General features: G+C 52.6%; 21 protein-coding genes. 15 read left to right on the forward strand and 6 right to left on the reverse strand.

From position 1 onward, the window contains the following. Positions 1-41: 41 nt before the first annotated feature. The 3 genes from LIZ87_RS06710 to LIZ87_RS06720 all read right to left on the reverse strand — a co-directional run bounded on the left by LIZ87_RS06710 (position 42) and on the right by LIZ87_RS06720 (position 1875). The gene (locus LIZ87_RS06710; protein ID WP_178316107.1) at positions 42-1043 is read right to left on the reverse strand and encodes an aldo/keto reductase; all 1002 of its coding nucleotides are present in this window, start codon (positions 1041-1043) and stop codon (positions 42-44) included. A 58-nt stretch (positions 1044-1101) separates the two neighbouring features. Continuing rightward, complete coding sequence (locus LIZ87_RS06715) at positions 1102-1431, reverse strand: helix-turn-helix domain-containing protein (RefSeq protein ID WP_178316106.1); 330 nt, start codon at positions 1429-1431, stop codon at positions 1102-1104. Between the two features lie 198 nt (positions 1432-1629). Then, positions 1630-1875: a helix-turn-helix domain-containing protein gene (locus LIZ87_RS06720; protein ID WP_178316105.1), complete on the reverse strand. Its 246-nt coding sequence runs from the start codon at positions 1873-1875 to the stop codon at positions 1630-1632. Positions 1876-2079: 204 nt separating this feature from the next. Here LIZ87_RS06720 and mscL point away from each other — a divergent pair, with 204 nt between their 5' ends. The 7 genes from mscL to LIZ87_RS06755 all read left to right on the forward strand — a co-directional run bounded on the left by mscL (position 2080) and on the right by LIZ87_RS06755 (position 8889). Continuing rightward, positions 2080-2562: a large conductance mechanosensitive channel protein MscL gene (gene mscL, locus LIZ87_RS06725; RefSeq protein WP_178316104.1), complete on the forward strand. Its 483-nt coding sequence runs from the start codon at positions 2080-2082 to the stop codon at positions 2560-2562. A 4-nt stretch (positions 2563-2566) separates the two neighbouring features. Next, positions 2567-3061: an anaerobic ribonucleoside-triphosphate reductase activating protein gene (gene nrdG / locus LIZ87_RS06730; protein WP_227145949.1), complete on the forward strand. Its 495-nt coding sequence runs from the start codon at positions 2567-2569 to the stop codon at positions 3059-3061. Positions 3062-3115: 54 nt separating this feature from the next. Continuing rightward, positions 3116-3637: a dUTP diphosphatase gene (locus LIZ87_RS06735; protein WP_178317241.1), complete on the forward strand. Its 522-nt coding sequence runs from the start codon at positions 3116-3118 to the stop codon at positions 3635-3637. 2 nt (positions 3638-3639) lie between these two features. Then, positions 3640-4638, forward strand: a complete 999-nt coding sequence (locus LIZ87_RS06740; RefSeq protein WP_178317242.1) for a tetratricopeptide repeat protein — start codon at positions 3640-3642, stop codon at positions 4636-4638. Positions 4639-4717: 79 nt separating this feature from the next. Beyond that, positions 4718-5992 carry a GTPase HflX gene (gene hflX, locus LIZ87_RS06745; RefSeq protein WP_178316224.1) on the forward strand — a complete coding sequence of 425 codons (1275 nt, stop codon included), beginning with the start codon at positions 4718-4720 and terminating at the stop codon, positions 5990-5992. Between the two features lie 175 nt (positions 5993-6167). Further along, positions 6168-8573, forward strand: a complete 2406-nt coding sequence (locus LIZ87_RS06750; protein WP_227145951.1) for a ribonucleoside triphosphate reductase — start codon at positions 6168-6170, stop codon at positions 8571-8573. Between the two features lie 25 nt (positions 8574-8598). Next, positions 8599-8889: a hypothetical protein gene (locus LIZ87_RS06755; RefSeq protein WP_178317156.1), complete on the forward strand. Its 291-nt coding sequence runs from the start codon at positions 8599-8601 to the stop codon at positions 8887-8889. A 300-nt stretch (positions 8890-9189) separates the two neighbouring features. Here the strand turns inward: LIZ87_RS06755 and LIZ87_RS06760 are convergent, their stop codons facing one another. After that, positions 9190-9627: an FMN-binding protein gene (locus LIZ87_RS06760; protein WP_178317157.1), complete on the reverse strand. Its 438-nt coding sequence runs from the start codon at positions 9625-9627 to the stop codon at positions 9190-9192. A gap of 88 nt (positions 9628-9715) precedes the next feature. Between LIZ87_RS06760 and addB the strand changes: the two genes are divergently transcribed. Genes addB through LIZ87_RS06775 form a run of 3 tightly spaced genes read left to right on the forward strand, consistent with a single transcriptional unit; the run spans position 9716 to position 18098 of the window. Next, a complete protein-coding gene (gene addB / locus LIZ87_RS06765; protein ID WP_227145953.1) occupies positions 9716-13321 on the forward strand; it encodes a helicase-exonuclease AddAB subunit AddB in 3606 nt (1201 codons plus the stop codon). Continuing rightward, a complete protein-coding gene (locus tag LIZ87_RS06770; protein WP_227145955.1) occupies positions 13281-17174 on the forward strand; it encodes a UvrD-helicase domain-containing protein in 3894 nt (1297 codons plus the stop codon). Before addB ends, LIZ87_RS06770 begins: the two co-directional genes overlap by 41 nt. Before the next feature lie 42 nt (positions 17175-17216). Continuing rightward, positions 17217-18098 carry a ribokinase gene (locus tag LIZ87_RS06775; protein WP_178316302.1) on the forward strand — a complete coding sequence of 294 codons (882 nt, stop codon included), beginning with the start codon at positions 17217-17219 and terminating at the stop codon, positions 18096-18098. A gap of 86 nt (positions 18099-18184) precedes the next feature. On the opposite strand, the gene pdxR is transcribed toward LIZ87_RS06775, so the two are convergent. Continuing rightward, on the reverse strand, positions 18185-19582 hold the full coding sequence (pdxR, locus tag LIZ87_RS06780) for a MocR-like pyridoxine biosynthesis transcription factor PdxR (RefSeq protein WP_178316301.1): 1398 nt from the start codon (positions 19580-19582) through the stop codon (positions 18185-18187). Between the two features lie 369 nt (positions 19583-19951). Next, positions 19952-20782, reverse strand: coding sequence for a thymidylate synthase (thyA, locus tag LIZ87_RS06785; RefSeq protein WP_178317251.1), 831 nt, complete (start codon positions 20780-20782; stop codon positions 19952-19954). Between the two features lie 218 nt (positions 20783-21000). Here thyA and LIZ87_RS06790 point away from each other — a divergent pair, with 218 nt between their 5' ends. The 5 genes from LIZ87_RS06790 (at position 21001) to gltA (ending at position 25629) form a co-directional block, all read left to right on the forward strand. After that, positions 21001-21501, forward strand: coding sequence for a dihydrofolate reductase (locus tag LIZ87_RS06790; protein WP_178317250.1), 501 nt, complete (start codon positions 21001-21003; stop codon positions 21499-21501). Next, the gene (locus LIZ87_RS06795; RefSeq protein WP_178317249.1) at positions 21498-22004 is read left to right on the forward strand and encodes a dihydrofolate reductase; all 507 of its coding nucleotides are present in this window, start codon (positions 21498-21500) and stop codon (positions 22002-22004) included. The genes LIZ87_RS06790 and LIZ87_RS06795 overlap by 4 nt, the downstream gene beginning before the upstream one ends. 222 nt (positions 22005-22226) lie before the next feature. Then, complete coding sequence (locus LIZ87_RS06800) at positions 22227-23138, forward strand: aldose 1-epimerase family protein (RefSeq protein WP_178317248.1); 912 nt, start codon at positions 22227-22229, stop codon at positions 23136-23138. Between the two features lie 212 nt (positions 23139-23350). After that, positions 23351-24241, forward strand: a complete 891-nt coding sequence (locus LIZ87_RS06805; protein WP_178317247.1) for a sulfide/dihydroorotate dehydrogenase-like FAD/NAD-binding protein — start codon at positions 23351-23353, stop codon at positions 24239-24241. Further along, on the forward strand, positions 24241-25629 hold the full coding sequence (gene gltA / locus LIZ87_RS06810) for an NADPH-dependent glutamate synthase (protein ID WP_227145957.1): 1389 nt from the start codon (positions 24241-24243) through the stop codon (positions 25627-25629). Before LIZ87_RS06805 ends, gltA begins: the two co-directional genes overlap by 1 nt. Positions 25630-25660: the final 31 nt, after the last annotated feature.

Consider the following 25660-nt stretch of genomic DNA (forward strand, 5'->3'; position numbering starts at 1 on the left):
TCCCGGCCGGGTTTGACGTTTTAGTTCCGTTTACCGGCTTTTTAAGGATTCACGCGTCTGGCAATGGCGCTGTCCGCGTCCGCCTTCATCCGCAGGAAATCCTCCCGGCTTAATGGAATATCCAAGGACCTGCCTGTATCCTCGATCTGGGACAGCTTCCTTGCGCCGCAGAGTACGTGGATATTGGGGGACAGCATGGAATTCCACTTGATGCAGAGATTTGCCAGGGTGCAGCCATACTTCTCCGTCAGATCCTTCCAGCCTGCCAGCATTTCATTGGCAATGGCGATGTTTTCAGGCAGCCACCACAGCTTTCCTTCCCGTACCTCGCCGGGCTTTGCCACGTAGTTGTTGGAAGCCTTTCCGGCCAGAAGTCCCTGTTCAATGGGAGAGTAGGTCTGGAGAGAGATACCGTGTTCCTCACAGAAGGGCAGAAGCTCTGCTTCCGGGCGTCTGTCCAGAATACTCAGCTTTTCCTGGATCACATCCAGCTGGCCTGCTGCCGCATAATCGGCTAGGGTCCGGAGATCGACATTGCTGGCGCCAATGGCACGGATCTTTCCTTCTTCCTTCATTTTCAGAAGCTCGCCCATGGTATCGGCGATGGGAACAAGGCCATAGGTTTTGCACTGCCAATGGGTGTAGTAAACATCAATGTAGTCTGTGCCAAGAGCCTTTAAGCTCATCTCCAGATCTCTCCGGACAGCCTTTGGGGACAGGTCCCTGTATACCATGTGGCCATCCCTGGAAAAATGGAATTCTCCCTTTTCCTCATACCACTGGAGGACGCATTTTGTGGAGATCACCACCTTGTCACGGGGGATCTCCTTTAAGGCCATTCCAACGACCTCTTCGCTGTGTCCGAAGCCGTATACCCTGGCTGTATCGATCCAGTTGATCCCCATGTCCACAGCCTTGTGTATGGTTTCTACAGACATGCGGTCGTCATTCTCTCCCCACCATGTACCGCCGCCAATGGCCCAGCAGCCGAGGCCGATAGCGCTTGTTTTGATCCCTGACTTTCCGATCTCTCTGATTTCCATTATGATACCTCCATAGCAACATTTTACAGGCTCATCATAACCAAATCACGGGTGCTTGTCAATCTCTGGCAGGATCCTTCGCTGAAAGCCCTTCCATATAGGCCTCTGCCCGGAGCTTGCCTGCCTGATCCAGGTGGTCGAACAGATCTAAAATGCGCTTCTGGTGTTCGCTTAAGGTCACTTGAATGCCGTCTGTGCTGTAGAACTGGGCCATGGTGATCCCCATGACATCGCATATCCGCCGTATCGTGGGAATGCTGGGCGTGGTGGTGCGGCGGAACAGGTTCCCGATGTTGTTGGGAGATGTTTCCATTTCAACCGCAAGGTGATAATGGCTCCAGCCACGTTCCCTGCAAAGCTCCTCTATGCGTTCCAGCTCAAAACTCATGTTCTCACCACCAATACCCAAACATACAACATGTTTCACAGAATCTTTGTATTATTGTATCCTAGTACCGGGAAAAACATTAGGCTGAAAAGAAGTACAGAATGTATACACTATAAAGTGAATAAAGGGAAAAACAAAATAGCCAGACAGCTGTATTGGCGGCAGAAAGCCTTAAAGGAGAGCAGTTAAAAGAGCGGCTTAAGAAGGAAAATCCAGAAGTATGTTTGGGGAAACTCCAAAGAACTCACATAGAATTTTCAGCTCAACATCTGTTACAAGCCTTTGGCCCTTTTCGATCCGCAAAATCGTAAGCTCGCTGAAATTGTAGCCCTCCAACTGAAGCTTTGCAGCCATCTGGTACTGTGTAAGCCTGTTTGCAAGCCGGAGGTCACGTATATGACCGCCTATAAGATTCTTTTTTGTACTGTTGACGGAAATTTTCATGTTTTCTCCCGAAGCTGGTAATCTGATACTTCTAAAAACGAAGTTATAACTGGATTTTAAACAATAAGCAATGGAACATACTTCTAATAATGAAGCCGGAAAAAATAAAGTGGTAAAATTTCCGGGTTTATGATAGACTGGTATCGTTATACAGAGATCCGGTCTGCGGACCGGACAGAAGAAAAGTATGTGGAGGTATAAAGGATGAAGAAGTTTCTTGAGGAGTTTAAGGCGTTTGCCCTTAAGGGGAACATGATCGATCTGGCAGTAGGTATGATTATCGGAAGTGCGTTTACTTCCATTGTAAATTCTCTGGTTAATGATATTTTCATGCCTATTTTAAGCCTTCTTACAGGAAAGATTGATTTCACCAATATGTTTATTGCCCTGGATGGAAAGTCTTATGCCACAGTGGAGGAGGCAGGCTCTGTAGCATTGATCAAATACGGCTCTTTTATCACCCAGGCCATTAATTTCATTTTAATGGCAATGGTAGTGTTCATTGTTGTAAAGCAGCTGAACCGTCTGAGCCAGCTGGGAAAAAAGCACGAGGAACCAGCCGCTCCGGCAGCTCCTACGGAGAAGGAGTGCCCATACTGCAGGACAAAGATCCATATAGCAGCTGTGCGCTGTCCTCACTGCACATCCCTGCTGGAGGATGAAGCAGTAAAAGAAGCAGGAGTATAGTTTTATGCGTTATCACAATATTACAAAGGACGATATGTTAAACGGCGAGGGCCTGCGCACGGTCTTGTGGGTGGCAGGCTGCAGCCATAATTGTCCGGAATGCCACAATCCCATTACCTGGGATATCAGAGGAGGGATCCCCTTTGACGAAGCAGCCAAAAAGGAGCTTTTTGATGAGCTTGAGAAGGATTATATCTCCGGTGTGACCTTCAGCGGAGGGGATCCCCTCCACCCCCAGAACAGGGAGGAGATCGGAAGGCTGGCAGGGGAGATCCGCAGGAGATTCCCGGAAAAGACCATCTGGCTTTACACAGGCTATGACTGGGAGCAGGTCTGTGAGCTTCCCATGATGCGTGATATAGACGTGGTGGTAGATGGAGAATTCATTGTCAGGCTGAAGGACAACAAGCTCCACTGGAAGGGCAGCTCCAACCAGCGTGTGATCGATGTGCAGCGCTCCCTCCTTATGGGACAGGCTGTGCTTTATGAGGAGCAGTAGAGACGGATTTCAGTTGACGAGCGTGGATTGAAACAAGAAAAGGACGGACAAAGCATGCACAGAATTGCAAAATTTCACAAAGTTAGTTTTGAACAGTTTAAGGGAGATTGGACCGATACCTTTGGGGACAGGGCAGAGGAGGAGATAAGGGCTGTTTATGAAGGCATACGCCTGCCGGCAAGGGCAACCTCCGGTTCTGCGGGCTATGACTTTTTTACTCCTGAGCCGGTGACCTTAAAGCCGGGGGAGACAGTTAAGATACCCACCGGCATCCGGGCCGAGATGGATCCGGACTGGGTTCTCCAGGTATTCCCGCGCAGCAGCCTGGGATTTAAGTTCCGCCTTCAGCTGAACAATACCGTGGGCATCATTGACAGCGATTATTTCTACTCAGACAATGAAGGCCACATATTCATTAAAGTGACAAATGATACCAATGAGGGAAAAACCGTGGAGCTGGCAGCCGGGGCAGGCTTTGCCCAGGGGATCTTCATTCCCTATGGGATCACATTGGATGATGACTGTGTGAGCGTGCGCAATGGCGGATTCGGCAGCACCGATCCGGGACAGGCGTAATTATGGGCAGTGCAGGAAGAAAAACAGGAAAACGGAGCAGCTATAGCCCCAGACCGGGAGCTGGTTCCGGGAAAATGTCCTCAGGGGCAAGGATGGGAAGCAGTGCCCGCAGGCGGCGCAGGAGAAAGAGGCTTATAAAGGCCCTTATTGCCTGGGCAGTCTGCCTTCTGCTGGTGGCCCTTGTGGCAGCAGGTACCTTTCGCCTGATCACCTCCTTAGCCTCCTCGAAAAAGAGGGGCTTTCGCGAGGAGGGGATCCGGAAAATGGCGGACAGGGATTACCAGGGCGCCATCGCATCCTTTGACCAGGCCCTGGAGTCCTCAGGAAAGAAGGATCATGCCTTTAACAGCGATGTGCTGCGCTACCGGGCGGAGGCAGAGCTTCAGCTGGCGGATTACGGGGCAGCCATCCATACCTACGACCTGCTCATTGAGGCAGATGAGGGATCAGCCGTCTCCTACCAGTATTTAAAGGCTGTGTGCCTGGCAGGATCAGGAGAGGAAGATCAGGCAGTTTCCGTGTATCAGGAGGCCTTTGCGGCGGATCAGGCAGAAGGGTATTCACCGGGCCAGGAGGAGGCTCTGATCGCTGCAGGCAGTGCCTGTGTGGATGCAGGGAAATATGAGCAGGCGATGTCTCTCTATGAGGAGGCAGTGAGAAAGGGGATCACACATGGGCAGATTTATAATCAGATGGGCTTATGCCAGATGGCTGGGGAGGATTACAAAGGAGCTCTTGATTCGTTTAACAAGGGGTTCGAGATCATAGGGACCCAGTACCATGCCGGTACAGGAGCGCCTCTTTCGCAGGTAGCTGCCGCGGTGACCCGGGAAAATGGAAAGGACTGGGCATTACTTCAGGAGCTGGCGTATAACAGGGCGGCTGCATGTGAATACTTACAGCAGTATGAAGATGCACTGGAGCAGTTTATGGAATATATCGATGTCTTCGGGGAAGATGAAAATGCCCGTCATGAGATCGATTTTCTGAGCACGAGATAGCATCAGCAGCCAAAGCCGGCCGGTGCAATACGGCGGCTGCCTGCGGCAGACGGCTTTGCGGAAAGTGCGGATTGAAACAATGGCAGAAATGATTGATTTAAAGGAATTAGAGGAAAAGGTAATACTGGTGGCGGTGAGCACGGGCAGTGAGGATGATGCGGAGGCTTCTCTGGACGAGCTTGGTGAGCTGGCCTCCACCGCAGGGGCCCGCACAGTCGGGCGCGTGATCCAGAACAGGGAGAATGTCCACCCAGGTACCTACCTGGGCAAGGGAAAGATCGATGAAGTGCGGGAAATGCTCTGGGATCTTCAGGCAACAGGAGTGATCTGTGATGATGAGCTGTCCCCGGCTCAGTTGAGAAATCTGGAGGATGCTCTGGATACAAAGGTCATGGACAGGACCATGGTGATCCTTGATATCTTTGCATCCAGAGCGAACACTAGGGAGGGCAAGATACAGGTGGAGCTGGCCCAGCTAAAATACAGGGCAGTGCGCCTGGTGGGAATGCGCAATTCCCTGTCACGCCTGGGAGGCGGTATCGGCACCAGGGGACCTGGTGAGAAGAAGCTGGAGACAGACCGCCGCCTGATCCACCAGAGGATCGGCCAGCTGAAGGGAGAGCTGGAGGATGTGAAGCGCCACAGGGAGGTCACAAGGCAGCAGCGGGGGAAGAATTTTTCTCTGACAGCCGCCATTGTGGGTTATACCAATGCGGGGAAGTCCACCCTGTTAAACAGGCTGACAAATGCAGGGATCCTGGCAGAGGACAAGCTGTTTGCCACCCTGGACCCCACCACCAGGAGCTTTACCATGGAGGACGGGCAGCAGGTGCTGCTCACAGACACCGTAGGCTTTATACGCAAGCTTCCCCATCACCTGATCGAGGCCTTTAAGAGCACTCTGGAGGAGGCCCGCTACAGCGATATCATTTTCCATGTGGTGGACTGTTCCAATCCGCAGATGGATATGCAGATGCATGTGGTGAAGGAGACCCTGCGGGAGCTTGAGATCGTTGACAAGACGGTTGTGACCGTGTTCAACAAGATGGACCGCTTAAGAGAGCTTCAGGAGGACGGAAAGGAGCGCCAGATCCCCAGGGATTTTTCCTCGGACTATCAGGTCAGGATATCGGCAAGGACAGGAGAGGGATTAAAGGATCTGGAGGAGGTCCTAAAGACCATTATCCGCAGCAGGAGGGTTTACCTGGAAAAGGTGTATCCTTATTCCCAGACAGGCCGTATCCAGTCCATACGGAAATACGGACAGCTTTTAAGCGAGGAGTACAGAGAGGACGGAGTGGCTGTGAAGGCCTATGTGCCGGCGGAGCTTTTTGCCGGACTTTACAAGGATTGAGGATAGTTATAAGTAAAAATAATAAGACACAATATCTAGTCTTACAAAAAATGTAAGACATAGATATTGTGTTTTTAATTGTGGTCTGCTATAATGGGATCATGTCTCGCTTTTAGGCTTGGCAGAGTGCCAAAAGGCGGGGTTTCGTGTTTGTTATGTGAAAGGAGTTTTTTAAATGATTCAGGTAGTAAAGAGGGATGGGGAGATCGCTGAGTTTAGTCTGAATAAGATCACAGAGGCGATCAAGAAAGCATTTAAAGCAACATCAAAGGATTATAACAATGAGATCCTGGAACTCTTATCCTTGAGAGTGACAGCTGATTTCCAGAGCAAGATGAAGGATGGAAAGATTTCCGTTGAGGAGATACAGGACAGCGTGGAGCACGTGCTGGAGCAGACAGGCTACACGGACGTGGCAAAGGCTTATATCCTTTACAGAAAGCAGCGTGAGAAGATCCGCAATATGAACAGCACCATTCTGGATTACAAGGATGTGGTGAACAGCTATGTGAAGGTGGAGGATTGGCGCGTAAAGGAGAACTCCACCGTGACCTACTCTGTGGGCGGACTCATTTTAAGCAATTCAGGAGCAGTGACAGCGAATTACTGGCTCAGCGAGATCTATGACCAGGAGATCGCAAATGCCCACCGCAATGCGGACATCCATATCCATGACTTGTCCATGCTCACAGGCTATTGTGCAGGCTGGTCCTTAAAGCAGCTGCTGCTTGAGGGATTGGGAGGCATTACAGGAAAGATCACCTCCTCACCGGCAAAGCATTTATCCGTGCTGTGCAACCAGATGGTAAATTTCCTGGGCATTATGCAGAATGAATGGGCAGGAGCCCAGGCATTTTCCTCTTTTGATACCTACCTTGCTCCTTTTGTAAAGATAGATAACCTCACCTATCCAGAGGTAAAGAAGTGCATTGAGTCCTTTATTTACGGCGTGAACACCCCCAGCCGCTGGGGTACCCAGGCGCCATTTTCCAACATCACCTTAGACTGGACCGTGCCGGATGATATGGCGGAGATGAACGCCATTGTAGGCGGCAGGGAGATGGACTTTAAGTACAAGGACTGCAAGAAGGAAATGGATATGATCAACAAGGCCTTTATTGAGACCATGATCGAGGGCGACGCCAACGGGCGCGGCTTCCAGTATCCCATTCCAACCTATTCCATCACAAGTGAGTTTGACTGGTCTGACACGGAGAATAACCGCCTGCTGTTTGAGATGACGGCCAAATACGGCACTCCTTATTTCTCCAACTATATCAACAGCGATATGAAGCCCAGCGATGTCCGCAGCATGTGCTGCCGCCTGCGCCTGGATTTAAGGGAGCTTCGGAAGAAGACCGGCGGCTTCTTTGGCTCCGGTGAGAGCACGGGCTCTGTGGGCGTTGTGACCATCAACATGCCAAGGATCGCTTACCTGGCAAAGGATGAAGCTGATTTCTACAAGCGCCTGGACCACATGATGGACGTCAGTGCCCGCTCCTTAAGGACAAAGAGAGAGGTCATTACAAAGCTGCTGGATCAGGGCTTATATCCCTATACGAAACGTTATCTGGGAACCTTTGAGAATCATTTCTCCACCATCGGCCTGATCGGCATGAATGAGGCTGGCCTGAATGCAAGGTGGCTGAGAAAGGATATGACCACACCGGAATGCCAGGAGTTCACAAAGAATGTGTTAAACCACATGAGAGAACGCCTGTCCGATTACCAGGAAATGTACGGAGACCTCTACAATCTGGAGGCAACCCCGGCAGAGTCCACCACCTACCGCCTTGCAAAGCATGACAAGGAGCGCTACCCGGATATCATCACAGCCGGCGCTGACGGCGATACGCCTTACTATACAAACAGCTCCCATCTGCCGGTGGATTTCACAGCAGATGTATTTGACGCTCTGGACATCCAGGATGAGCTCCAGACGCTTTACACCTCCGGTACGGTGTTCCATGCATTTTTGGGCGAGAAGCTGCCTGACTGGAAGGCGGCTGCCAACCTGGTGCGCACCATTGCAGAGAATTATAAGCTGCCCTACTATACCATGTCTCCTACCTATTCTATCTGCAAGAGCCATGGCTATCTGACCGGGGAGCATTTCACCTGCCCGATCTGCGGCGAAAAGGCAGAGGTATACAGCAGGATCACAGGCTACTACCGTCCGGTGCAGAACTGGAACGAGGGAAAGACACAGGAGTACAAGAACCGCACCAACTATGACATGAAGCGCTCCACCTTAAAGCACGGCATATCCAGAATGGCTGCCGGCTGCAGGTGTACTGTTTCCATGGAGGAGGAGAGAGCTCCAAAGGGAAAGGGAGTGCCCCAGCTCTATCTGTTTACCACGAAGACCTGCCCCAACTGCAGGAGTGCGAAGGAGTTCTTAAAGGGAGTGGAGTATCAGGTGATCGATGCAGAGGAGCATCCTGAGCTGGCTGAGAAGTTCGGCATCATGCAGGCGCCTACGCTGGTGATTGTGCGTGACGGCATTGTACAGAAGTTTGCAAATGCTTCCAATATCAGGAAGTTCGTGGAGCAGAACAGGACGGAAGCAGTCAAGGCCTGATAGCGAAGGGCCGGAGAGGAACCGGATGGATATACTGTTTTTATGTGTGGGAGGCGTCTGCCTGGCAGAGGGGATTGACCTGTTTACCGGGGATGACTTTCTCATGTTTGTAGGCTCCTCCAATAAGAAGGACTATGATCTGGATAAGATTTACGCGGTGGAGAAGTGGGTATTCCTGGTAGATGCGCTGTGCAGCTTTATCATCGGCCTCAACCGCTTTCCTGCAGAGGCCGTGTGGACTGCCATGGGCGTGTTTGCCCTTACCCTTGTTATCCACGTATATGTGTTTAAAAGCAGGAAATTCCGCACAAATTGACATATGGCGGACAGCCAAAGCTTTTTGTTTTCATGCTTTTTGAAAACAAGAAGATGGCATGGCTGAATAGTTACAAGAATAGGGATTGTCTGCAGGGCTGACGAAAGAGCCGCTGTCTCTTGATGTAAGGGGACAGCGGCTTATCCTTTTTGTTCTGGGCTTTTGCATTTTGCGCCGCGGCTGCCTTAGTGCTTCTTATGTCTGAAACCGGAGTGCCAGACAGCCTCACGGCAGCCGTGGCGCAAAATGCGGAGGCCTGGGAGGCTTTGCGTCTGGTCAAAATGGCCGGGGTGCAGTATACTAATGGATAGCAGCCTTGTCAAGAGCCGTGTTGATCGCATTTAACAGGGCAGCGGAGGTGTAGCGGGATGTGCTGGGGTATGTAAGGTTTTCTGTGGACTGCGTTGTGACGATCTGGCTTGCCAGGCTGTCTAAGGTGGGCTGCATCAGCGGATACATGGTGGTGACGGCCTCGCTTAAGGGTATGAGGGCAATGGAGTTTATGCGGTCGCTGTCCACGGCCACCTCCACATTTACCTGCTCGCTTCCAAGGGTCAGGGCCGCGCTGTATACGCCGGGTACATAGATGGCTGTGCCTGAGGATGAGGAGGCCGGACCGCTTTTCGGCCGGAACATGATGAAGCACAGGGTGATCAGAAAGATGGCAAGGCCTACGAAGATTGCGGTATAGATGATCTCCTTCATCCGAAGTACCACAATTTTTGTTTTAGCACTCATAGTAAGGACCTCTGGGGATAGTTTGTTAAAGCTTATGAGGATGCCGGGGGAAATATGAGGAAATTTCAAACCAGTAGGAGGAAAGAACATGGCACTGCAGTTTGTAATGGGCGGGGCAGGCTCCGGCAAGACCAGGACATTATATGAAATGGCGGTAAGGGAGTCCCTTGCCCATCCGGATATCCAGTACCTCTTTGTGGTGCCGGAGCAGTACACCATGCAGACACAGAAGGAGATCATACGGCTCCATCCGCGGCATGGGGTCATGAACATTGATATCCTGAGCTTTAAGCGTCTGGCCTACCGGGTATTTGAAGATCTGGGCGTACAGCTTCCGGCAGTGCTGGACGATATGGGGAAATCCATGATCTTAAGGAAGGTGGCAGGCAGGAAACGGGGAAAGCTGTCCCTCTATGGAAGCCATCTGGACCAGGCCGGGTTTATCAGCCAGTTAAAGTCCCAGATCTCAGAGCTCTGCCAGTATGGCATTGGCCTCCAGGAGCTGAAAAAAGTCCGGGAGGAGACGGACCATGTGCTCCTTCGGCAGAAGCTGGAGGATCTGGAGATTATTTACAGGGAATTTCAGGACTATATGGAATCCAGATGCATCACGGCGGAGGAGGTATTGGACATCCTCTGCAGGGAGATCGTGCGCTGGGAAACGCTTAAGAACAGCGTGATACTGCTGGACGGCTTCACGGGCTTTACTCCGGTGCAGTACAGGCTGGCGGAGCTGTTCATGCTCCATGCCAGGGAGGTGGTCTGCTCTGTCACCGTGGATCTGAGGGAAAATCCATATAAGGAATGCAGCATGCAGCATTTATTCTATATGGGACGCCATACCGTATGCCGCCTGTCAGAGCTGGCAAAGCGGCACAATGTGGAGCGCAGGGAGGATGTGCGCTGCGGGAAGCGTCCGGGCTGGCGGTTTGCAGACAGCCCGCAGCTGGACTTTCTGGAGCAGAACCTTTACCGGTACAGGGGAAAAAGCTGGGAAGGGGATGCGGGCTGCCTGGAGGTCTACAGGGGAAAAAATCCGGAGGATGAGGTGGCTTATGTATGCCGGTGTATCCGCAGGATGGTGCAGGAGGAAGGACTGCGCTACCGGGATGCGGCGGTGATCACAGGGAATTTAAGCTCCTATGGAAGGGAGATCGCCCACCAGTTTGAGGAGGAGGGAATCCCCTGCTTTTTGGATGACAAGAAAAGCATATTGGAAAATCCCATGGTGGAGCTGATCCGGGCAGCCCTGGAGACCGTGAAGGACTGCTCCTATGAAAGTGTGTTCCGGTATCTGAAGACAGGGCTGGTGTATGAGAGAGGCGAGGACAGATCCCATGTGGAGGAAATGACAGACCGCCTGGAAAATTATGTAAGAGCTCTGGGCATCCGGGGCTGGAAGCAGTGGGATACTGTCTGGGAGAGACAGTACCGAGGCGGGGAGAAGCTGGATCTAATGGAGTTAAATGCCTACCGTAAACGGCTTCTGGAGCCCTTAAAGGAGCTGCGTCAGGCCTTTAAAGAGGAGGGAGCCACCATCGGTTCCGTGTCCGCAGCTCTGAGAAAATATCTGGAAAGCATGGAGCTGCGGGAAAAGCTGGAGGATTACCAGGCGTTTTTCCTGGAGCGCAGGGAGCCTGGGGATGAAAACCTGGCAAGGGAATACGGGCAGGTATATGATCTGGTGCTGGAGCTTTTGGTGCGTCTGGAAAGCCTGCTGGGAGAGGAAAAGGCGGACAGAAGAAACTACATCCAGATCCTGGATGCAGGCTTTGAGGAGATCAAGGTGGGCGTGATCCCTGCTACCATTGACCAGGTGATGGTGGGGGATATCACGAGAAGCCGTCTGGAGTCCGTGAAGGTCCTGTTCTTTGTGGGCGTCAACGAGGGCATTGTGCCCCAGAAAAAGCCGGGGGGAAGCATTCTCACAGACGGGGACCGGGAGGTATTCCGCTCCATGGATCTGGAATTGGCGCCCACTGCAAAGGAGGAGGGCTGTATCCAGAAATATTACCTCTACATGATCCTGTCCAAGCCTTCGAGGTATCTGATCCTCACTTATGCCTCCATGTCAGGAAGCGGCAAGAGCCAGAGGCCCTCCAGCCTGATCGGGGAGGTGGAGAAGCTCTTTCCATCGATCAGGGAGTCAGACAGCAGTTCGGCGGACTGGCCGGTGTTAAGCCCGAAGGATGGGCGTGAAAAGCTGATACAGGGGCTGCGTGACAGGGCGGCAGGAAAAGCGGACCGTGCATTTTTAGAGCTGTACCGCCATTTTTACAGTGGCCAGGCCTGCAGAGACCAGGTGAAATGGCTGGTGGAGGCTGCCTTTTATTCCTTTGAGGAGAGGGGAATCGGCAGAGCAGCGGCAAAGGCCCTCTACGGCTCCATTCTCCAGGGAAGCGTCACAAGGCTGGAGCAGTTTGCCTCCTGCGCTTACGCTCATTTTCTGAAATACGGCCTGGAGCTTTTGGAGCGTCAGGAGTATGAGCTGGAGGCAGTGGACATGGGAAACCTGTTCCATGAGTCCATTGACAGGTGCTTTGGTGTCATGAAGGAGCGGGGACAGGACTGGAGAAGGATGACAGACGAAAGCCGCAGGGACCTTGTGAAGGAATGTGTGGCCCAGGTGACAGCAGGCTACGGCAATACCATCATGTCAAGCTCTGCCAGAAATGGATATCTGGCAGGCAGGGTGGAGCGCATGACAGACAGGACCATCTGGGCTCTGGCGGAGCAGGTGAAGAAGGGAGACTTTGAGCCAGTCGGCTTTGAGGTGTCCTTTTCTGCGGCGGATAATCTGAAGGCAATGCGCATTGCACTCTCTGAGGAGGAGGAGCTGCAGCTAAAGGGCCGTATTGACCGGCTGGATGTCTGTGAGGATGAGGATAGGGTATTTGTAAAGATCATTGATTATAAATCAGGCAGCACGGCCTTTGACCTGGCAGCCCTGTATTACGGCCTGCAGCTCCAGCTGGTGGTCTATATGGACGCTGCCCTGGAGCTGGAGGGAAGGAGGCATCCGGGCAAGGAGACCGTGCCTGCGGGGATATTCTACTATCATATCAAGGATCCCTTTGCAGACCAGAGGGAGGATATGACAGAGGAAGACATCGAAAGGGATATTTTAAGGCAGCTTCGGATGAATGGGCTGGTAAACAGCGAGCTTTCCATCATCAGCCATTTAGACAGGGAGATCCGGAAGGAATCCGATGTGATCCCTGTTGCGGTAAAGGACGGGTATGTCCAGGAAAGCAGATCCTCCGTGGCCAGCACCCAGAGGTTTTCCGCCCTGAGGCGCTTTGTGGGCAGGCGGCTTAGGGAGGCAGGGCAGGATATCCTGGGAGGAGATGTGGACTTAAAGCCCTATAAGCAGGGCAGCCGTACCTCCTGCGATTACTGTCCCTATCATGCGGTCTGTGGTTTTGATACGAAGACATCGGGCTTTGGTTTCCGGCGTTTGAAGAACAGGAAGCCGGAGGAGATATGGGAAGAGATCGAGGAGGAAGAACGTGTGGAGGGTGCTGCAGGAGATGGCGCAGAGGGTGCGGCAGGCAGGGCCGTGTCTGGTCCGGTAAAGGATGCAGCGGGAAGTGCCGCGGACGATCCTGCAAAGGACAGAGGTATAGATGGCGTGAAAGGAGACAGGGATTCTCATGGCAGTAAAATGGACAGAGAAACAGCAGCAGGTAATTGAAAGCAGGAACCGCAGCCTCCTCGTGTCAGCGGCAGCCGGAAGCGGAAAAACGGCCGTGCTGGTGGAGCGCATTATCCGGATGATCAGCGAGGGGGAGCATCCCTTGGACATTGACCAGCTGCTTGTCATGACCTTTACCAATGCTGCTGCATCAGAAATGCGGGAGCGCATCGGAGCTGCGGTGGAGAAGAAGCTGAGAGAGCACCCGGAGGATGAACATCTCTGGCTCCAGGCTGCCCTTGTTCCCCAGGCCCATATCACCACCATTGACAGCTTCTGTCTGAATGTGATACGGAACCATTACAGCAGCCTGGATATTGACCCCTCCTTCCGCATCGGGGATGAGGGGGAGCTGTCCCTCTTGAAGGGGGATGTGATGGGCCAGGTGCTGGAGGCGTGCTATGCAGAGGACAGCGGGGATTTTGGCCTGTTTGTGGAGCATTTCGGAAGAGGGCGGTCCGATAAGGGGATCGAGGATGTGATCTACCAGATGTGGCAGTTTGCCCAGAGCCATCCATGGCCCCTTGCGTGGCTGGAGGAGTGCCGCGAAGAGCTTTGGAAGGAGCATATGAGCCAGCTGGAGGACAGTCCCTGGATGAAGTTCCTTTTAAGGGATGTGAGCCTTCAGATGGAGGAGCTGGCAGAGCAGGTGAGAGGCGCACTGACAGTATGCCGGGAGGAAAACGGGCCTCTGGCCTATGAGCCCATGCTGTTCAGTGATTTGGGAAAGCTGGAAACAGTGGGCCGTGCAGCATCAGAGGGAAGCTTTGAAGCCATGTATGAGGCCTTGGCGGGCCTGTCCTTTGACCGTCTGTCTTCCATCCGCAGCAAGGAGATTGACCAGGAGAAGAAGGCCTTTGTGAGCGGATGCCGGGACAGGGTAAAGAAGGCAGTCTCCAAATGCAGGGAATATTACGCGGCCCAAAGCCCGGAGGAGGTGGAGAAAAGCCTTGCCGGGACAAGAAAGCCTCTCAGTGTGCTCTTAGATGTGACAGAACGGTTTGATGCTGCCTACCGGGAGGCAAAGCGGGAACGGAATGTGCTGGATTTTAATGATATGGAGCATCTGGCGCTGGAGGTCCTTTTGGAGGAAGTGCCGCAGGAGGAGCTTTCTAAGGAGCAGGAAGAAGGAGAACGATCTCAGGCTCCGGTCCGGGGATGCCCCGTAAGGAGGCCGTCAGCCGTTGCTGAGGAGCTCAGCCGCCAGTTTGAGGAGATCCTTGTGGACGAGTACCAGGACAGCAACCTGGTGCAGGAGGCTTTGATCACCAGCATTTCCAGGGAGAGGAGGGGCCATCCCAATGTGTTTATGGTAGGCGACGTGAAGCAGAGCATCTACCGCTTCCGTCTGGCAAGGCCGGAGCTGTTCATGGAAAAGTACGAATCCTACACCAGGGAGGAAAGCCCTCACCAGATGATAGAGCTCCGTCAGAATTTCCGAAGCAGGGAAAATGTGCTGAATGTGGTAAATGATGTCTTTTACCAGATCATGACAAAAAATCTGGGCGGTATCCGCTATCAGGAGGAGACAGCCCTGTATCCCGGAGCATCCTTTCCGGAGGTGGAGGAAAATCTGGGGCCGGACATCAAAATGCGGCAGGAGGAAAGCGCGGAAGGCAGCACAGAGGATGGCTTTGCCCGGGCGTTTTCGCTGGCAGCAGGAACCGCACCGGAGCTTCTCCTGGCGGACACGGGAACAGAGGCGTTTAAGCAGTTGGACGAGGATGCCCTGGACTACACGGCCAGGGAGCTGGAGGCCAGAATGGCAGCCTTACGGATACGCCAGCTGGTAAGCGAAGAGGAAGGCCTCCTCGTATGGGATAAGGATCACTACCGCAGGGCCAGGTATGGCGACATGGTGATCCTTTTGAGGAGCATGGCAGGCTGGTCTGAGGTGTTTGTCAATATCCTGATGAACGAGGGCATCCCTGCCCACGCCCAGACAGCCACCGGATACTTTAACACGGTGGAGGTGGAGACCATCTTAAGCCTTCTCTCGATCATTGACAACCCCATGCAGGACATTCCCCTGGCAGCTGTTCTGCGTTCTCCTGTCATCGGCATGACGGACGAGGAGATGGCCTGGATGATGGCTGCCTACAAGAAGAATGCGAAAAAGGGCCAGGACAGAGGAATGTACGGGGCCTGGAAGCTGTGGGAGGAGGCAGAGGAAGAAGGCAGTGTATCAGACAGGGAAAGAAAGGGAAGCATTGGGCAGATCCCCAATGAAACAGCAATATCGATATGGAAAAAACTGGGGAAATTAAGGAAACTCCTGACATCCCTAAGAGCCGCATCACGTTTCCTGCCCATCCACGAGCTGCTCTACCGCGTTTACAGGGAGAGCGGCTACTATGATTACGTTTCAGCCATGCCGGCAGGAGAGACCAGGCGGGCAAATCTGGACATGCTGGTGGAGAAGGCAGCTGCCTATGAGGCGACCAGCTACAAGGGCCTGTTTCATTTTGTAAGGTACATCGAGCGGCTGAAAAAGTTCGATATGGATTTCGGAGAAGCCTCTGTGGCAGGAGAAGGGGAAAATGGAGTGCGGATCATGAGCATCCACAAGAGCAAGGGACTGGAGTTCCCCATTGTATTCTTGTCAGGCATGGGCAAGCACTTCAACAAGCAGGATGCCTACGGTCAGATCCTGCTGGATGCAGATCTGGGTGCTGCCACCGACTTCCTGGATCTGAAGCTCCGGGTAAAGGGGCCCACCTTAAAGAAGCAGGCCCTCAAGCGGCGCATGGAGCTGGAGGCCATGGGGGAGGAGCTGCGGGTGCTCTATGTGGCAATGACCCGCGCAAAGGAAAAGCTGATCATGACTGCCACAGACCGCTCATTGGAGAGCAAACTGGAAAAATGGCAGGACATTCCCCTGGTGGACGGGCAGATCCCCTACACCATCCTTTCCGGCGCCTCCTCCTTCTTAGACTGGGTCCTCATGGCGGAGCCTGCCATACCTGGCGGCCATATGGAGATCAGGCAGGCGGACATCCGGTCCCTTGTAGGCCGGGAAGCCGCTCTCCAGATAGACAGAAAGACAGCAAAGGCAGAGCTGCTCTGTCTGGATACAGGGCAGATATACGATGAGAGGGTGAGGGCAGAGCTGGATAAGGCCATGGACTACCATTATCCCTTTGAGGCAGATACCGGCTTATACGCCATGGTATCTGTGTCAGAGCTGAAAAAGCAGAGCCAGATCGGCCGCTCGGAGGAGGCCTTTGGCACGGGGAGCAGGGAAATGGAGGCAGTGGGGCTGGAGGAGCTGGTAAGCCTGACGGCCCAGAGCCCGGAGTCCGGCCTCACTCCGTCGTCCCCAGGCAGCGGCGCTCTGCGCGGCACAGCGTATCACAGGGCCTTAGAACGCCTTTCCTTCCAGGACATTCACAGCCTTCAGGAGACAGAGGCTGCCCTTTTAGACCTTTACGAGTCCGGCTTTCTGGACAGCGAGGCCTACGAGTGGGTAGAAGCCCAGGTCATATGGCGTTTTTTGGACAGCCCCTTAGGAAGGCGCATGGCCCAGGCCCAGAAGGAGGGCCGCATCCGCAGGGAGCAGCAGTTCATTATGGGCATCCCGGCCAGAGAGATGGGAAAGGGAGAGTCTGAGGAGCTGGTGCTGATCCAGGGAATCATTGACGCCTACTTAGAGGAGCCGGACGGCCTGGTGCTCATTGACTATAAGACGGACCGCGTCCCCCGGACAAAGAGCGGAGAGGGGGCCCGGATGCTGGCAGAGCGCTACCGCATCCAGCTGGACTACTATGAACGCGCCCTGACCCAGCTGACAGGAAAGAACGTGAAGGAGAGGCTGATCTATTCTCTGACCTTGCAGGAGGCCATCAAGGTGTAAAAGCCGGTGGATATAATTGGATAAATGAAGGGAGAACATGACATGACAAAGATTTTAAATTTCGGTTCCTTAAACATCGACTATACCTACAGTGTAGACCATTTCGTCAGAGGAGGGGAAACTCTGTCCTCGGATGAGCTTCATATTTATCCGGGAGGAAAGGGCCTTAACCAGTCGGTTGCCTTAAGCAAAAGCGGCGCAGAGGTATGGCATGCAGGAGCTGTGGGAGACGGGGACGGGGATTTCCTGGTGGATATTCTCAAGGAGGCAGGCGTACACACGGACTGGCTCTGCTACACAGAAGGAAAGACCGGCCATGCCATCATACAGAGAGCGGCTGACGGAGGAAACTGCATCCTGCTCTATGGCGGTGCAAACCAGAAGATCACAAGGGATATGGCAGACAAGGCACTGGAAAATTTTGGAGAGGGAGATTATCTGGTGCTCCAGAATGAGATCAGTGAGATCGGCTATATCATGGAGAAGGCACATGAAAGAGGGATGAAGATCGTGCTGAACCCATCCCCAATGAATGAAAAGATCCTGACCTATCCACTGGAATACACGGATTATTTCCTGGTAAATGAGGTGGAGGCAGAGGATATCTGCGGGGAGCCGGGAGAAGGGGACGCCCTTCTGGAGAAAATGGCAGACAGGTTCCCGGGAGCAAAGATCGTGCTGACCCTGGGATCAAAGGGCTCTCTTTATTGGAACGGCAGGGAGATATTGGAACAGTCCATCTATCCTGTAAAGACAGTGGATACGACTGCAGCCGGAGATACCTTTACAGGCTTCTTTATCGGCGGGCTGGTTCAGGGGCTGGATGAAAGGGCTGCCCTGGATCTGGCGGCAAAGGCTGCTTCTATCGCGGTTTCCCGGCCAGGGGCAGCATCCTCTATCCCATCAAGGGAGGAGATCAACTAGCAGGGACAACGCATTAAAAAGCGATTAGGAGGACAGGGTGGCGTTCAGGATCGGATCGCGGCAGATTTTTATCAGATGAATGGCTTCTACCACTGGATGAAAATATTTCCCAGCCTTCTCACAGCCTCCCGCAGAGTGCTCTCCTCCAGATCGGAATAGTTGATCACCAGCACATTTTCATACTCCGGTTCCACCTCCACACAGAACTCAGACAGGCAGGCAATATTGATACCCTGCTGTCTGGCCTTCTCCTTGATCTCCTTGTCCGTCAGGGAGGTATCCAGCTTAAGCAGGAGATGGGTGCCGCAGTGGCCGCCCATGACCTTTACCGTGGGAAGCAGGGCTGTCTGCTTGATGATGCGGATGAGCAGCTCTCCCTGATTTTGGTAATATTTTCTCATCCTGCTCAAATGGCGCTCAAAATATCCTTCCCTTATGAACCGTGCCAGGGCGTATTGCTCACAGCTGGAGGCAGTGTTGGAGAAGAAATTGGCCGATTCCACATACCGCACCATCAGCGGTTCCGGCAGTACCATGTAGCTTATGCGGATAGCCGGCGCCAGAGTTTTGCTGAAGGTGTTCATATAGATGACACGATGGCTTAAATAGGTGCTTTTTAAAGCCGGAATGGGCCGGGAGTGGTAGCGGAATTCGCAGTCATAGTCATCTTCGATGATATACCGGTCCGGTGCGCCGGCTGCCCAGCATAAAAGCTCCTGCCTGCGTGTTGCGGACATGACAGTCCCCAGGGGATAATGATGCTCCGGGGACACGTGGATCACCTTGACTCCGCTTTTCTGTAAGCTGGCCATATTGATCCCATTTTCGTCCATTTCCACGGAACGCCAGGCCAGCCCGTATTCTTCAAAGATGCGGGGGATCTTCCGGTAGCCTGGGTTTTCTACCCCATAAACGGCCTCTGGAGGGAGAAGCTTGATCAGCCGTCCGTATAAGTATTCGATCCCTGCCCCGATGATGATGCATTCCGGCGACACCTTCATGCCCCTGGAGCGGTACAGATAGTCTGCAATGGTTTCCCGCAGCTCTTCCACCCCAAGGAAATGGGCTCTGCGGACCAGCTCTATGCCCTGGTCCGCCAGCACCTCGCGCATGACCTTGCGCCACATAGAAAAAGGAAAACGCTCGTAAACCGTATTGTTGGCCGTAAAATCGGCAAGCCAGGTATCTTCTTTGTAGAACTGGGGGTATAGAGTTGGTTCAGGGCGGTACTCAGGCATGGCCTCCACCTGGGCAGCAAAATATCCGCGCCTTTCTTTTGAGATCAGATAACCCTCTACGACCAGCTGTTCATAGGCGTTCATAACGGTCTTTACGCTGATCCCATTGTCCCTTGCCAGCTCCCGTTTGGAGGGAAGCTTTGTGCCTGTGGGGAGGCGTCCGCTTAGGATATCATTTTTCAGGCATTCATACAAATATTCATACAGCGGGCGGCTTCCACGCTTTCCAAAATCATACAGCAACATAATCTGGTATCCTTTATTTTTATCATTTTGGTACTTTTACTGGTATCAACTTAAACTATAATGAATGTAGTCCCAGTTGTAAACAGGACGGAAGTTTGGGCTTTTGCATTTTTCACTGTACCTGGGGAGGGAGAGGCTGGGACTCCTGTTTCGGACATAAGAAGCACTAAGACATCTGCTTTTTTCTACAATCCAGAGCCGTATCAACGCAACTCGCTGCGCTCAGACAGTCATTGATGCGGTCTGCTCCAGCCGTCCTCCTGTCAGCTGTAGCGCAACATGCAAAACCTCAAGGGGAACAGGCTTTGGAAGACAGACTTTCGGCCCTGCAGAGCAGTACCGTCCGCAGGGCCGCAGAAAGCAATAATATCAGATCGCCACAGGTATCTTCTGCTCCAGAGTATGGAATTGGTAATTTTCCAGGCGGAAGCTGTCTGTGGTGAACTGGTAGAAGTCAGTGACAGACGTGTCAATCCGGAGGGTAGGTCCCGGATAAGGCTCGCGCTTTAACAGCTCCTTCACCATAGAGATATGGCGGTCGTAAATATGGGCGTCAGCGATCACATGGACCAGCTCCCCGGCCTTCAGTCCGCTTACCTGTGCAAACATGTGCAGGAGCACTGCATACTGGCATACATTCCAGCTGTTGGCAGTGAGCATATCCTGAGAGCGCTGGTTTAGAATGCCGTTTAAGGTATTGCCGGACACATTGAAGGTCATGCTGTAGGCGCAGGGGTACAGATGCATCTCATTAAGATCGTGATGGTTGTAAATATTGGACATGATGCGCCGGCTTAAGGGATTGTGCTTTAAGTCGTATAGGATCCGGTCAACCTGGTCAAAATCGCCTTCTTTGTAGTGGTGTTTAATGCCCAGCTGATAGCCATAGGCCTTCCCGATGCTTCCGGTCTCGTCAGCCCAGGAATCCCAGATATGGCTTTTTAAGTCATGGACATTGTTGGACTTCTTCTGCCATATCCAGAGGATCTCATCCACAGCTGATTTAAAGGCCGTACGCCTTAAGGTGATCACGGGAAATTCCTTTGAAAGGTCATAGCGGTTTACAATGCCGAAGCGCTTGATGGTGTGGGCAGGGGTGCCGTCCTCCCAACGGGGCCTTACATCGTGATCCGTATCCCAGACTCCATTTTCTAAAATATCGTTACAGTTTTGTATAAATACCTGATCTGCATAGCTCATGTTGTAAAAATCCTCCCTGTACTGTGTTGAAACAGTTCAGACAGGTATCTTCCTGCGCGGCTGTCAGCCTCGCAAGAAGCATCGGATGTCCGTCCGAACTGCTGCCTACATTATAGCAGGAGGGTCAGGAAGACATCAAGATAATCTTTTATTTTGTAAGTGTTTGTGTTATAATTTTCACGATGGTTTTGGATGATACAGAAAGGAGAGACCTTAAGATGAATCTCATAGTAGCGGCCGATGAGTGCTGGGGGATCGGAAAGAATGGAGGCCTTCTTGCCCACCTTCCCGGCGATATGAAATATTTCCGCACGACCACCAAGGGAAAGACCGTAGTCATGGGACGCAGGACCTTAGAAAGCTTCCCGGAGGGAAAGCCCTTAAAGAACAGGACGAACATCGTTCTCACAAAGAACAGAGAATACCGGCCGGAGGGCGTCATCATATGCCATGACCGGGAGGAGGCCCTGGGGCTTTTAAGCCGGTATGAGCCGGAGGACATTTTTATCATCGGCGGCGGCATGATCTACCGGGAGTTCCTTCCATACTGTAAAAAAGCGTATGTGACCCACATTTACGGAGATTTCCGGGCAGACACGGATTTTCCCAACCTGGATGCATCAGAGGAGTGGAAGCTTGCTTCTGCAGGTGAAAGACAGGAGGATGGCGGCATCTCCTATGAGTTTCGGATCTATGAAAGGATAAAGGAAGCAGAATGAACCTGATCGTAACAGCAGACAGACGTTGGGCCATCGGAAAAGGGGGACAGCCTCTTGTCACCATTCCGGCAGACCGCCAGATGTTTTTAAAAGAGACAAAGGGAAAGGTGGTAGTCATGGGCCGGAAGACCTTAGAGGCTCTTCCTGGAGGGCAGCCCCTTGGAGGGCGCATGAATCTTGTCTTGACCCATGACAGGAAATACTGCCCCAAAGGCGTGAAGGTGTGCCATAGCCTGGAGGAGGCCCTTTCCTATCTGAACCAGTATCCGCAGGAGGATATCTACGTTATTGGAGGCAGGAGCATTTATGAACAGTTCCTTCCATACTGTGCCGATGCCCATGTAACGCGGATTGATTATACCTATGATGCGGACACCTTCCTGCCTGATCTGGACAAACTGACGGATTGGGAATTAGCGGAAGAGGGAGAGGAGCAGACCTATTTTAACCTTTGCTATACCTTTCAGCGGTATATCCAAAAGAAAAACAAAAAAATTGTATAGAATGACAAAAACCTAAAAAATTTTTAGATGATATGGAAAAATCAGTTGTAACCTGAGAGAGAAAATGATACTATTAAGCTTGTACGTCAGTAAGCCTAGATGCGCCCGGCAGCGGACGCGCCGCCGCACCATGAAAGTTTGGCGGGCGTATTGGGCATACCTGAATACATGCCGCCTATCCGGCGGCGACATCACCGATCATGAAAGCATGGAGGAGGCCATATGAAACAGGACGGAACCGTATTTACATTGGAAAATGAAGAATTGCTGATAACCGTAGAACGCCATGGGGCCCAGCTTGCCAGGATATATGACAAGAAGGCCTGCCGGGATATTTTGTGGGAGGCAGACCCGGCTGTGTGGAACCGTCATTCCCCTATTTTATTCCCATTTGTGGGAAAATCTTTTGAGGGGAAATATTGCTACGAAGGTAAGACCTATGATATTACGCCTCATGGCTTTGCCAGAGATATGGATTTTGAGCCCGTGCTCTGTGACATGGACGAATGCTGGTATAAGCTGGAAGCCACCCAGGAGACCCTGGAAAAATATCCCTTTGATTTTGAGATCGAGATCGGCCACCGTTTAGAGGGCCGCACCATTGAGACCATGTGGAAGGTGACCAACAGGGATTCGAAGGAAATGCTCTTTATGATGGGAGGCCATCCCGCATTCCGCGTGCCTGAGGGCAAGACCATCTATGACTATACCTTTGAGTTCAACAAGGAGGGCTGCAACAAGGACAAGTTCCAGGATGCTCTCCATTATCTGGCCCCCAATGATAAGGGCTATGAAGTGGAGTCTCTGCAGGGGATCTTAAAGCTGAAGGATGGAAGGGTTCCTCTTACAAAGGGCTTCTTTGACACAGCTCTCACCTATATGATCGATGAGGCCCAGGTCAGCAGCGCAAGCCTGCTTGTGGACGGAAAGCCCTATGTGACGGTAGTCTGCGACCATTTCCCCTATTTTGGAGTATGGACCATGGAGGCCACACATCCCTTTGTATGTCTGGAGCCGTGGTATGGCATCTGCGCATCTGAGGGCTATGAGGGAGAATTAAAGGATAGAAGGGGAGTCATTTCTCTTCCGGCATGGGAGACATGGCAGAAGAGTTATACGATCCGCATTGATTAAGAGTAACTGTTCAGTAGGTCTGCGCACTTGCTGCGCTAATCGTAAGATAACCTGGACCAGAAGGCAAAAATCCCATGGTTGGAGCCGATTTTAAATGGATTTTTTACTATTCACAGCCCGGCCCAAAGGGGCCGTCCTGCGGACAGTAAGAATATATTGCCGGGCCAGACAGGCTTTTGGCAGTGGAGAAAAAACAAAGCAGGAGGAAAATCATGTACAAGATCGTTAAGGCAGAATGCCTGGCAGACAAGATTTATCTCATGGACGTGGAAGCGCCGCGAGTAGCCAGAGCTTGTCAGCCGGGTGAGTTTGTTATTGTCAAGATGGACGAGGCAGGGGAGAGAATCCCTCTTACCATCTGCGACTTTAACAGGGAAAAGGGATTGGTAACAATCGTATTCCAGACAGTGGGCGCATCCACAGAGCGGATGGCAGATTTAAAGGAAGGCGATTACTTCCAGGATTTCGTAGGCCCCTTAGGACAGGCATCGGAGTTCGTAAAGGAAGATTTAGAGGAAGTAAAGAAGAGAAAATACCTCTTTGTAGCAGGCGGCGTTGGCTCCGCTCCCGTCTATCCCCAGGTAAAGTGGATGAAGGAGCATGGCATTGATGTGGATGTCATCGAGGGCTCCAAGACAAAGAGCCTCCTGATCCTGGAGAATGAGCTGAGGGCAGTGGCTGGAAACCTCTATGTTACCACAGACGACGGCTCCTATGAGCGCAAGGGCATGGTAACAGAGGTCATCAAGGACTTAGTGGAGAATCAGGGCAAGAAGTACGATGTATGCGTTGCCATCGGTCCTATGATCATGATGAAATTCGTATGTAAGCTTACAAAGGAGTTAGGTATCCCCACCATCGTAAGCCTTAACCCCATCATGGTAGACGGCACAGGCATGTGCGGAGCCTGCCGTGTGACCGTAGGCGGACAGGTGAAATTTGCCTGTGTAGACGGACCGGAGTTTGACGGACATCTGGTAGATTTCGACCAGGCCATGAAGAGGCAGCAGATGTATAAGACAGAGGAAGGCCGTGCGCTCTTAAAAGAGCGGGAGGGCGCTACCCATCACGGCGGCTGCGGCCAGTGCGGAGGTGAAGAGTAATGGACGTATTAAAGAAAGTACCTGTAAGAGAGCAGGATCCAAAGGTAAGGGCAACCAACTTTGAGGAGGTATGTCTGGGATACAACCAGGAGGAGGCCCAGGAGGAGGCAGCGCGCTGCCTTAACTGTAAGAATGCACAGTGCGTCAAGGGCTGTCCCGTATCCATCAACATTCCAAAATTCATCCAGGAGGTAAAGGAAGGCCAGTTTAAGGAGGCAGCGGCTACCATCGCAGAGTCCAGCGCTCTTCCGGCAGTCTGTGGACGCGTATGCCCGCAGGAGAGCCAGTGCGAGGGAAAATGTATCCGCGGCTTCAAGGGAGAGCCCATCTCCATCGGAAAGCTGGAGCGCTTTGTGGCTGACTGGTCCAGGGAGAACGGTGTCGTGCCGGCAAAGCCGGAAAAGACCAACGGCATCAAGGTAGCAGTCATCGGCTCCGGCCCTGCGGGACTGACCTGTGCAGGAGATCTGGCAAAGAAAGGCTATGAGGTGACGATCTTCGAGGCCCTTCACGAGCCGGGCGGCGTGCTTACATATGGTATTCCGGAGTTCCGTCTGCCAAAGACAAGGGTAGTGCGTCCGGAGATCGAGAATGTAAAGAAGCTGGGAGTAAAGATCGAGACAAACGTGATCATTGGCAAGTCCGTGACCATTGACGAGCTGATGGAGGAAGAGGATTTCAAGGCCGTATTTATCGGCTCCGGCGCAGGCCTTCCTAAATTCATGGGAATCCCCGGAGAAAATGCAAACGGCGTGTTCTCAGCCAACGAGTATCTGACAAGAAGCAACCTGATGAAGGCCTTCCGCGATGATTACGATACCCCGATCTTCTTAGGCAAGAAGGTAGCTGTCGTAGGCGGCGGAAACGTAGCCATGGATGCAGCGAGAACAGCCCTCCGTCTGGGAGCAGAGGTGCATATCGTATACAGAAGAAGCGAGGCAGAGCTGCCTGCACGAGTAGAGGAAGTCCACCACGCAAAAGAAGAGGGCGTGATCTTCAACCTTCTGACAAACCCGGTAGAGATCCTGACAGATGAAAATGACTGGGTAACAGGAATGGTAGTGCGCAAAATGGAGCTGGGCGAGCCGGACGCATCCGGAAGGCGCAGGCCGGTGGAAGTTCCAGGCTCTGATTACACCATTGACGTGGATACCGTAATCATGTCCCTGGGAACCTCTCCTAACCCGCTGATTTCTTCCACCACCGAGGGCCTTGAGACCAACAAGTGGAAATGCATCATTGCCGATGAAGCAAACGGCAAGACGACAAAAGAAGGCGTATACGCCGGTGGTGACGCAGTAACAGGCGCAGCCACGGTTATCCTTGCCATGGAGGCAGGAAGAGCCGGAGCAAGAGGTATTGATGAATACCTCTCCGGAAAGGAATAAAAAAGCAGACAAAAATGAGCCGCAGGGCTGC

Origin of the sequence: Lacrimispora sp. 210928-DFI.3.58 (assembly GCF_020554865.1) — a bacterium.
In the GTDB taxonomy this organism is placed as follows: domain Bacteria; phylum Bacillota; class Clostridia; order Lachnospirales; family Lachnospiraceae; genus Enterocloster.

Coding starts and splice junctions, on each gene's coding strand:
- LIZ87_RS06805 (WP_178317247.1), top strand. CDS start 23,351: ATGTACAAGATCGTTAAGGCAGAATGCCTGGCAGACAAGATTTATCTC.
- hflX (WP_178316224.1), top strand. CDS start 4,718: ATGGCAGAAATGATTGATTTAAAGGAATTAGAGGAAAAGGTAATACTG.
- LIZ87_RS06735 (WP_178317241.1), top strand. CDS start 3,116: ATGCACAGAATTGCAAAATTTCACAAAGTTAGTTTTGAACAGTTTAAG.
- gltA (WP_227145957.1), top strand. CDS start 24,241: ATGGACGTATTAAAGAAAGTACCTGTAAGAGAGCAGGATCCAAAGGTA.
- LIZ87_RS06715 (WP_178316106.1), bottom strand. CDS start 1,431: ATGAGTTTTGAGCTGGAACGCATAGAGGAGCTTTGCAGGGAACGTGGC.
- LIZ87_RS06790 (WP_178317250.1), top strand. CDS start 21,001: ATGAATCTCATAGTAGCGGCCGATGAGTGCTGGGGGATCGGAAAGAAT.
- mscL (WP_178316104.1), top strand. CDS start 2,080: ATGAAGAAGTTTCTTGAGGAGTTTAAGGCGTTTGCCCTTAAGGGGAAC.
- LIZ87_RS06755 (WP_178317156.1), top strand. CDS start 8,599: ATGGATATACTGTTTTTATGTGTGGGAGGCGTCTGCCTGGCAGAGGGG.
- thyA (WP_178317251.1), bottom strand. CDS start 20,782: ATGAGCTATGCAGATCAGGTATTTATACAAAACTGTAACGATATTTTA.
- LIZ87_RS06770 (WP_227145955.1), top strand. CDS start 13,281: ATGGCAGTAAAATGGACAGAGAAACAGCAGCAGGTAATTGAAAGCAGG.
- LIZ87_RS06740 (WP_178317242.1), top strand. CDS start 3,640: ATGGGCAGTGCAGGAAGAAAAACAGGAAAACGGAGCAGCTATAGCCCC.
- LIZ87_RS06720 (WP_178316105.1), bottom strand. CDS start 1,875: ATGAAAATTTCCGTCAACAGTACAAAAAAGAATCTTATAGGCGGTCAT.
- LIZ87_RS06760 (WP_178317157.1), bottom strand. CDS start 9,627: ATGAGTGCTAAAACAAAAATTGTGGTACTTCGGATGAAGGAGATCATC.
- LIZ87_RS06710 (WP_178316107.1), bottom strand. CDS start 1,043: ATGGAAATCAGAGAGATCGGAAAGTCAGGGATCAAAACAAGCGCTATC.
- addB (WP_227145953.1), top strand. CDS start 9,716: ATGGCACTGCAGTTTGTAATGGGCGGGGCAGGCTCCGGCAAGACCAGG.
- LIZ87_RS06750 (WP_227145951.1), top strand. CDS start 6,168: ATGATTCAGGTAGTAAAGAGGGATGGGGAGATCGCTGAGTTTAGTCTG.
- LIZ87_RS06800 (WP_178317248.1), top strand. CDS start 22,227: ATGAAACAGGACGGAACCGTATTTACATTGGAAAATGAAGAATTGCTG.
- LIZ87_RS06795 (WP_178317249.1), top strand. CDS start 21,498: ATGAACCTGATCGTAACAGCAGACAGACGTTGGGCCATCGGAAAAGGG.
- nrdG (WP_227145949.1), top strand. CDS start 2,567: ATGCGTTATCACAATATTACAAAGGACGATATGTTAAACGGCGAGGGC.
- pdxR (WP_178316301.1), bottom strand. CDS start 19,582: ATGTTGCTGTATGATTTTGGAAAGCGTGGAAGCCGCCCGCTGTATGAA.
- LIZ87_RS06775 (WP_178316302.1), top strand. CDS start 17,217: ATGACAAAGATTTTAAATTTCGGTTCCTTAAACATCGACTATACCTAC.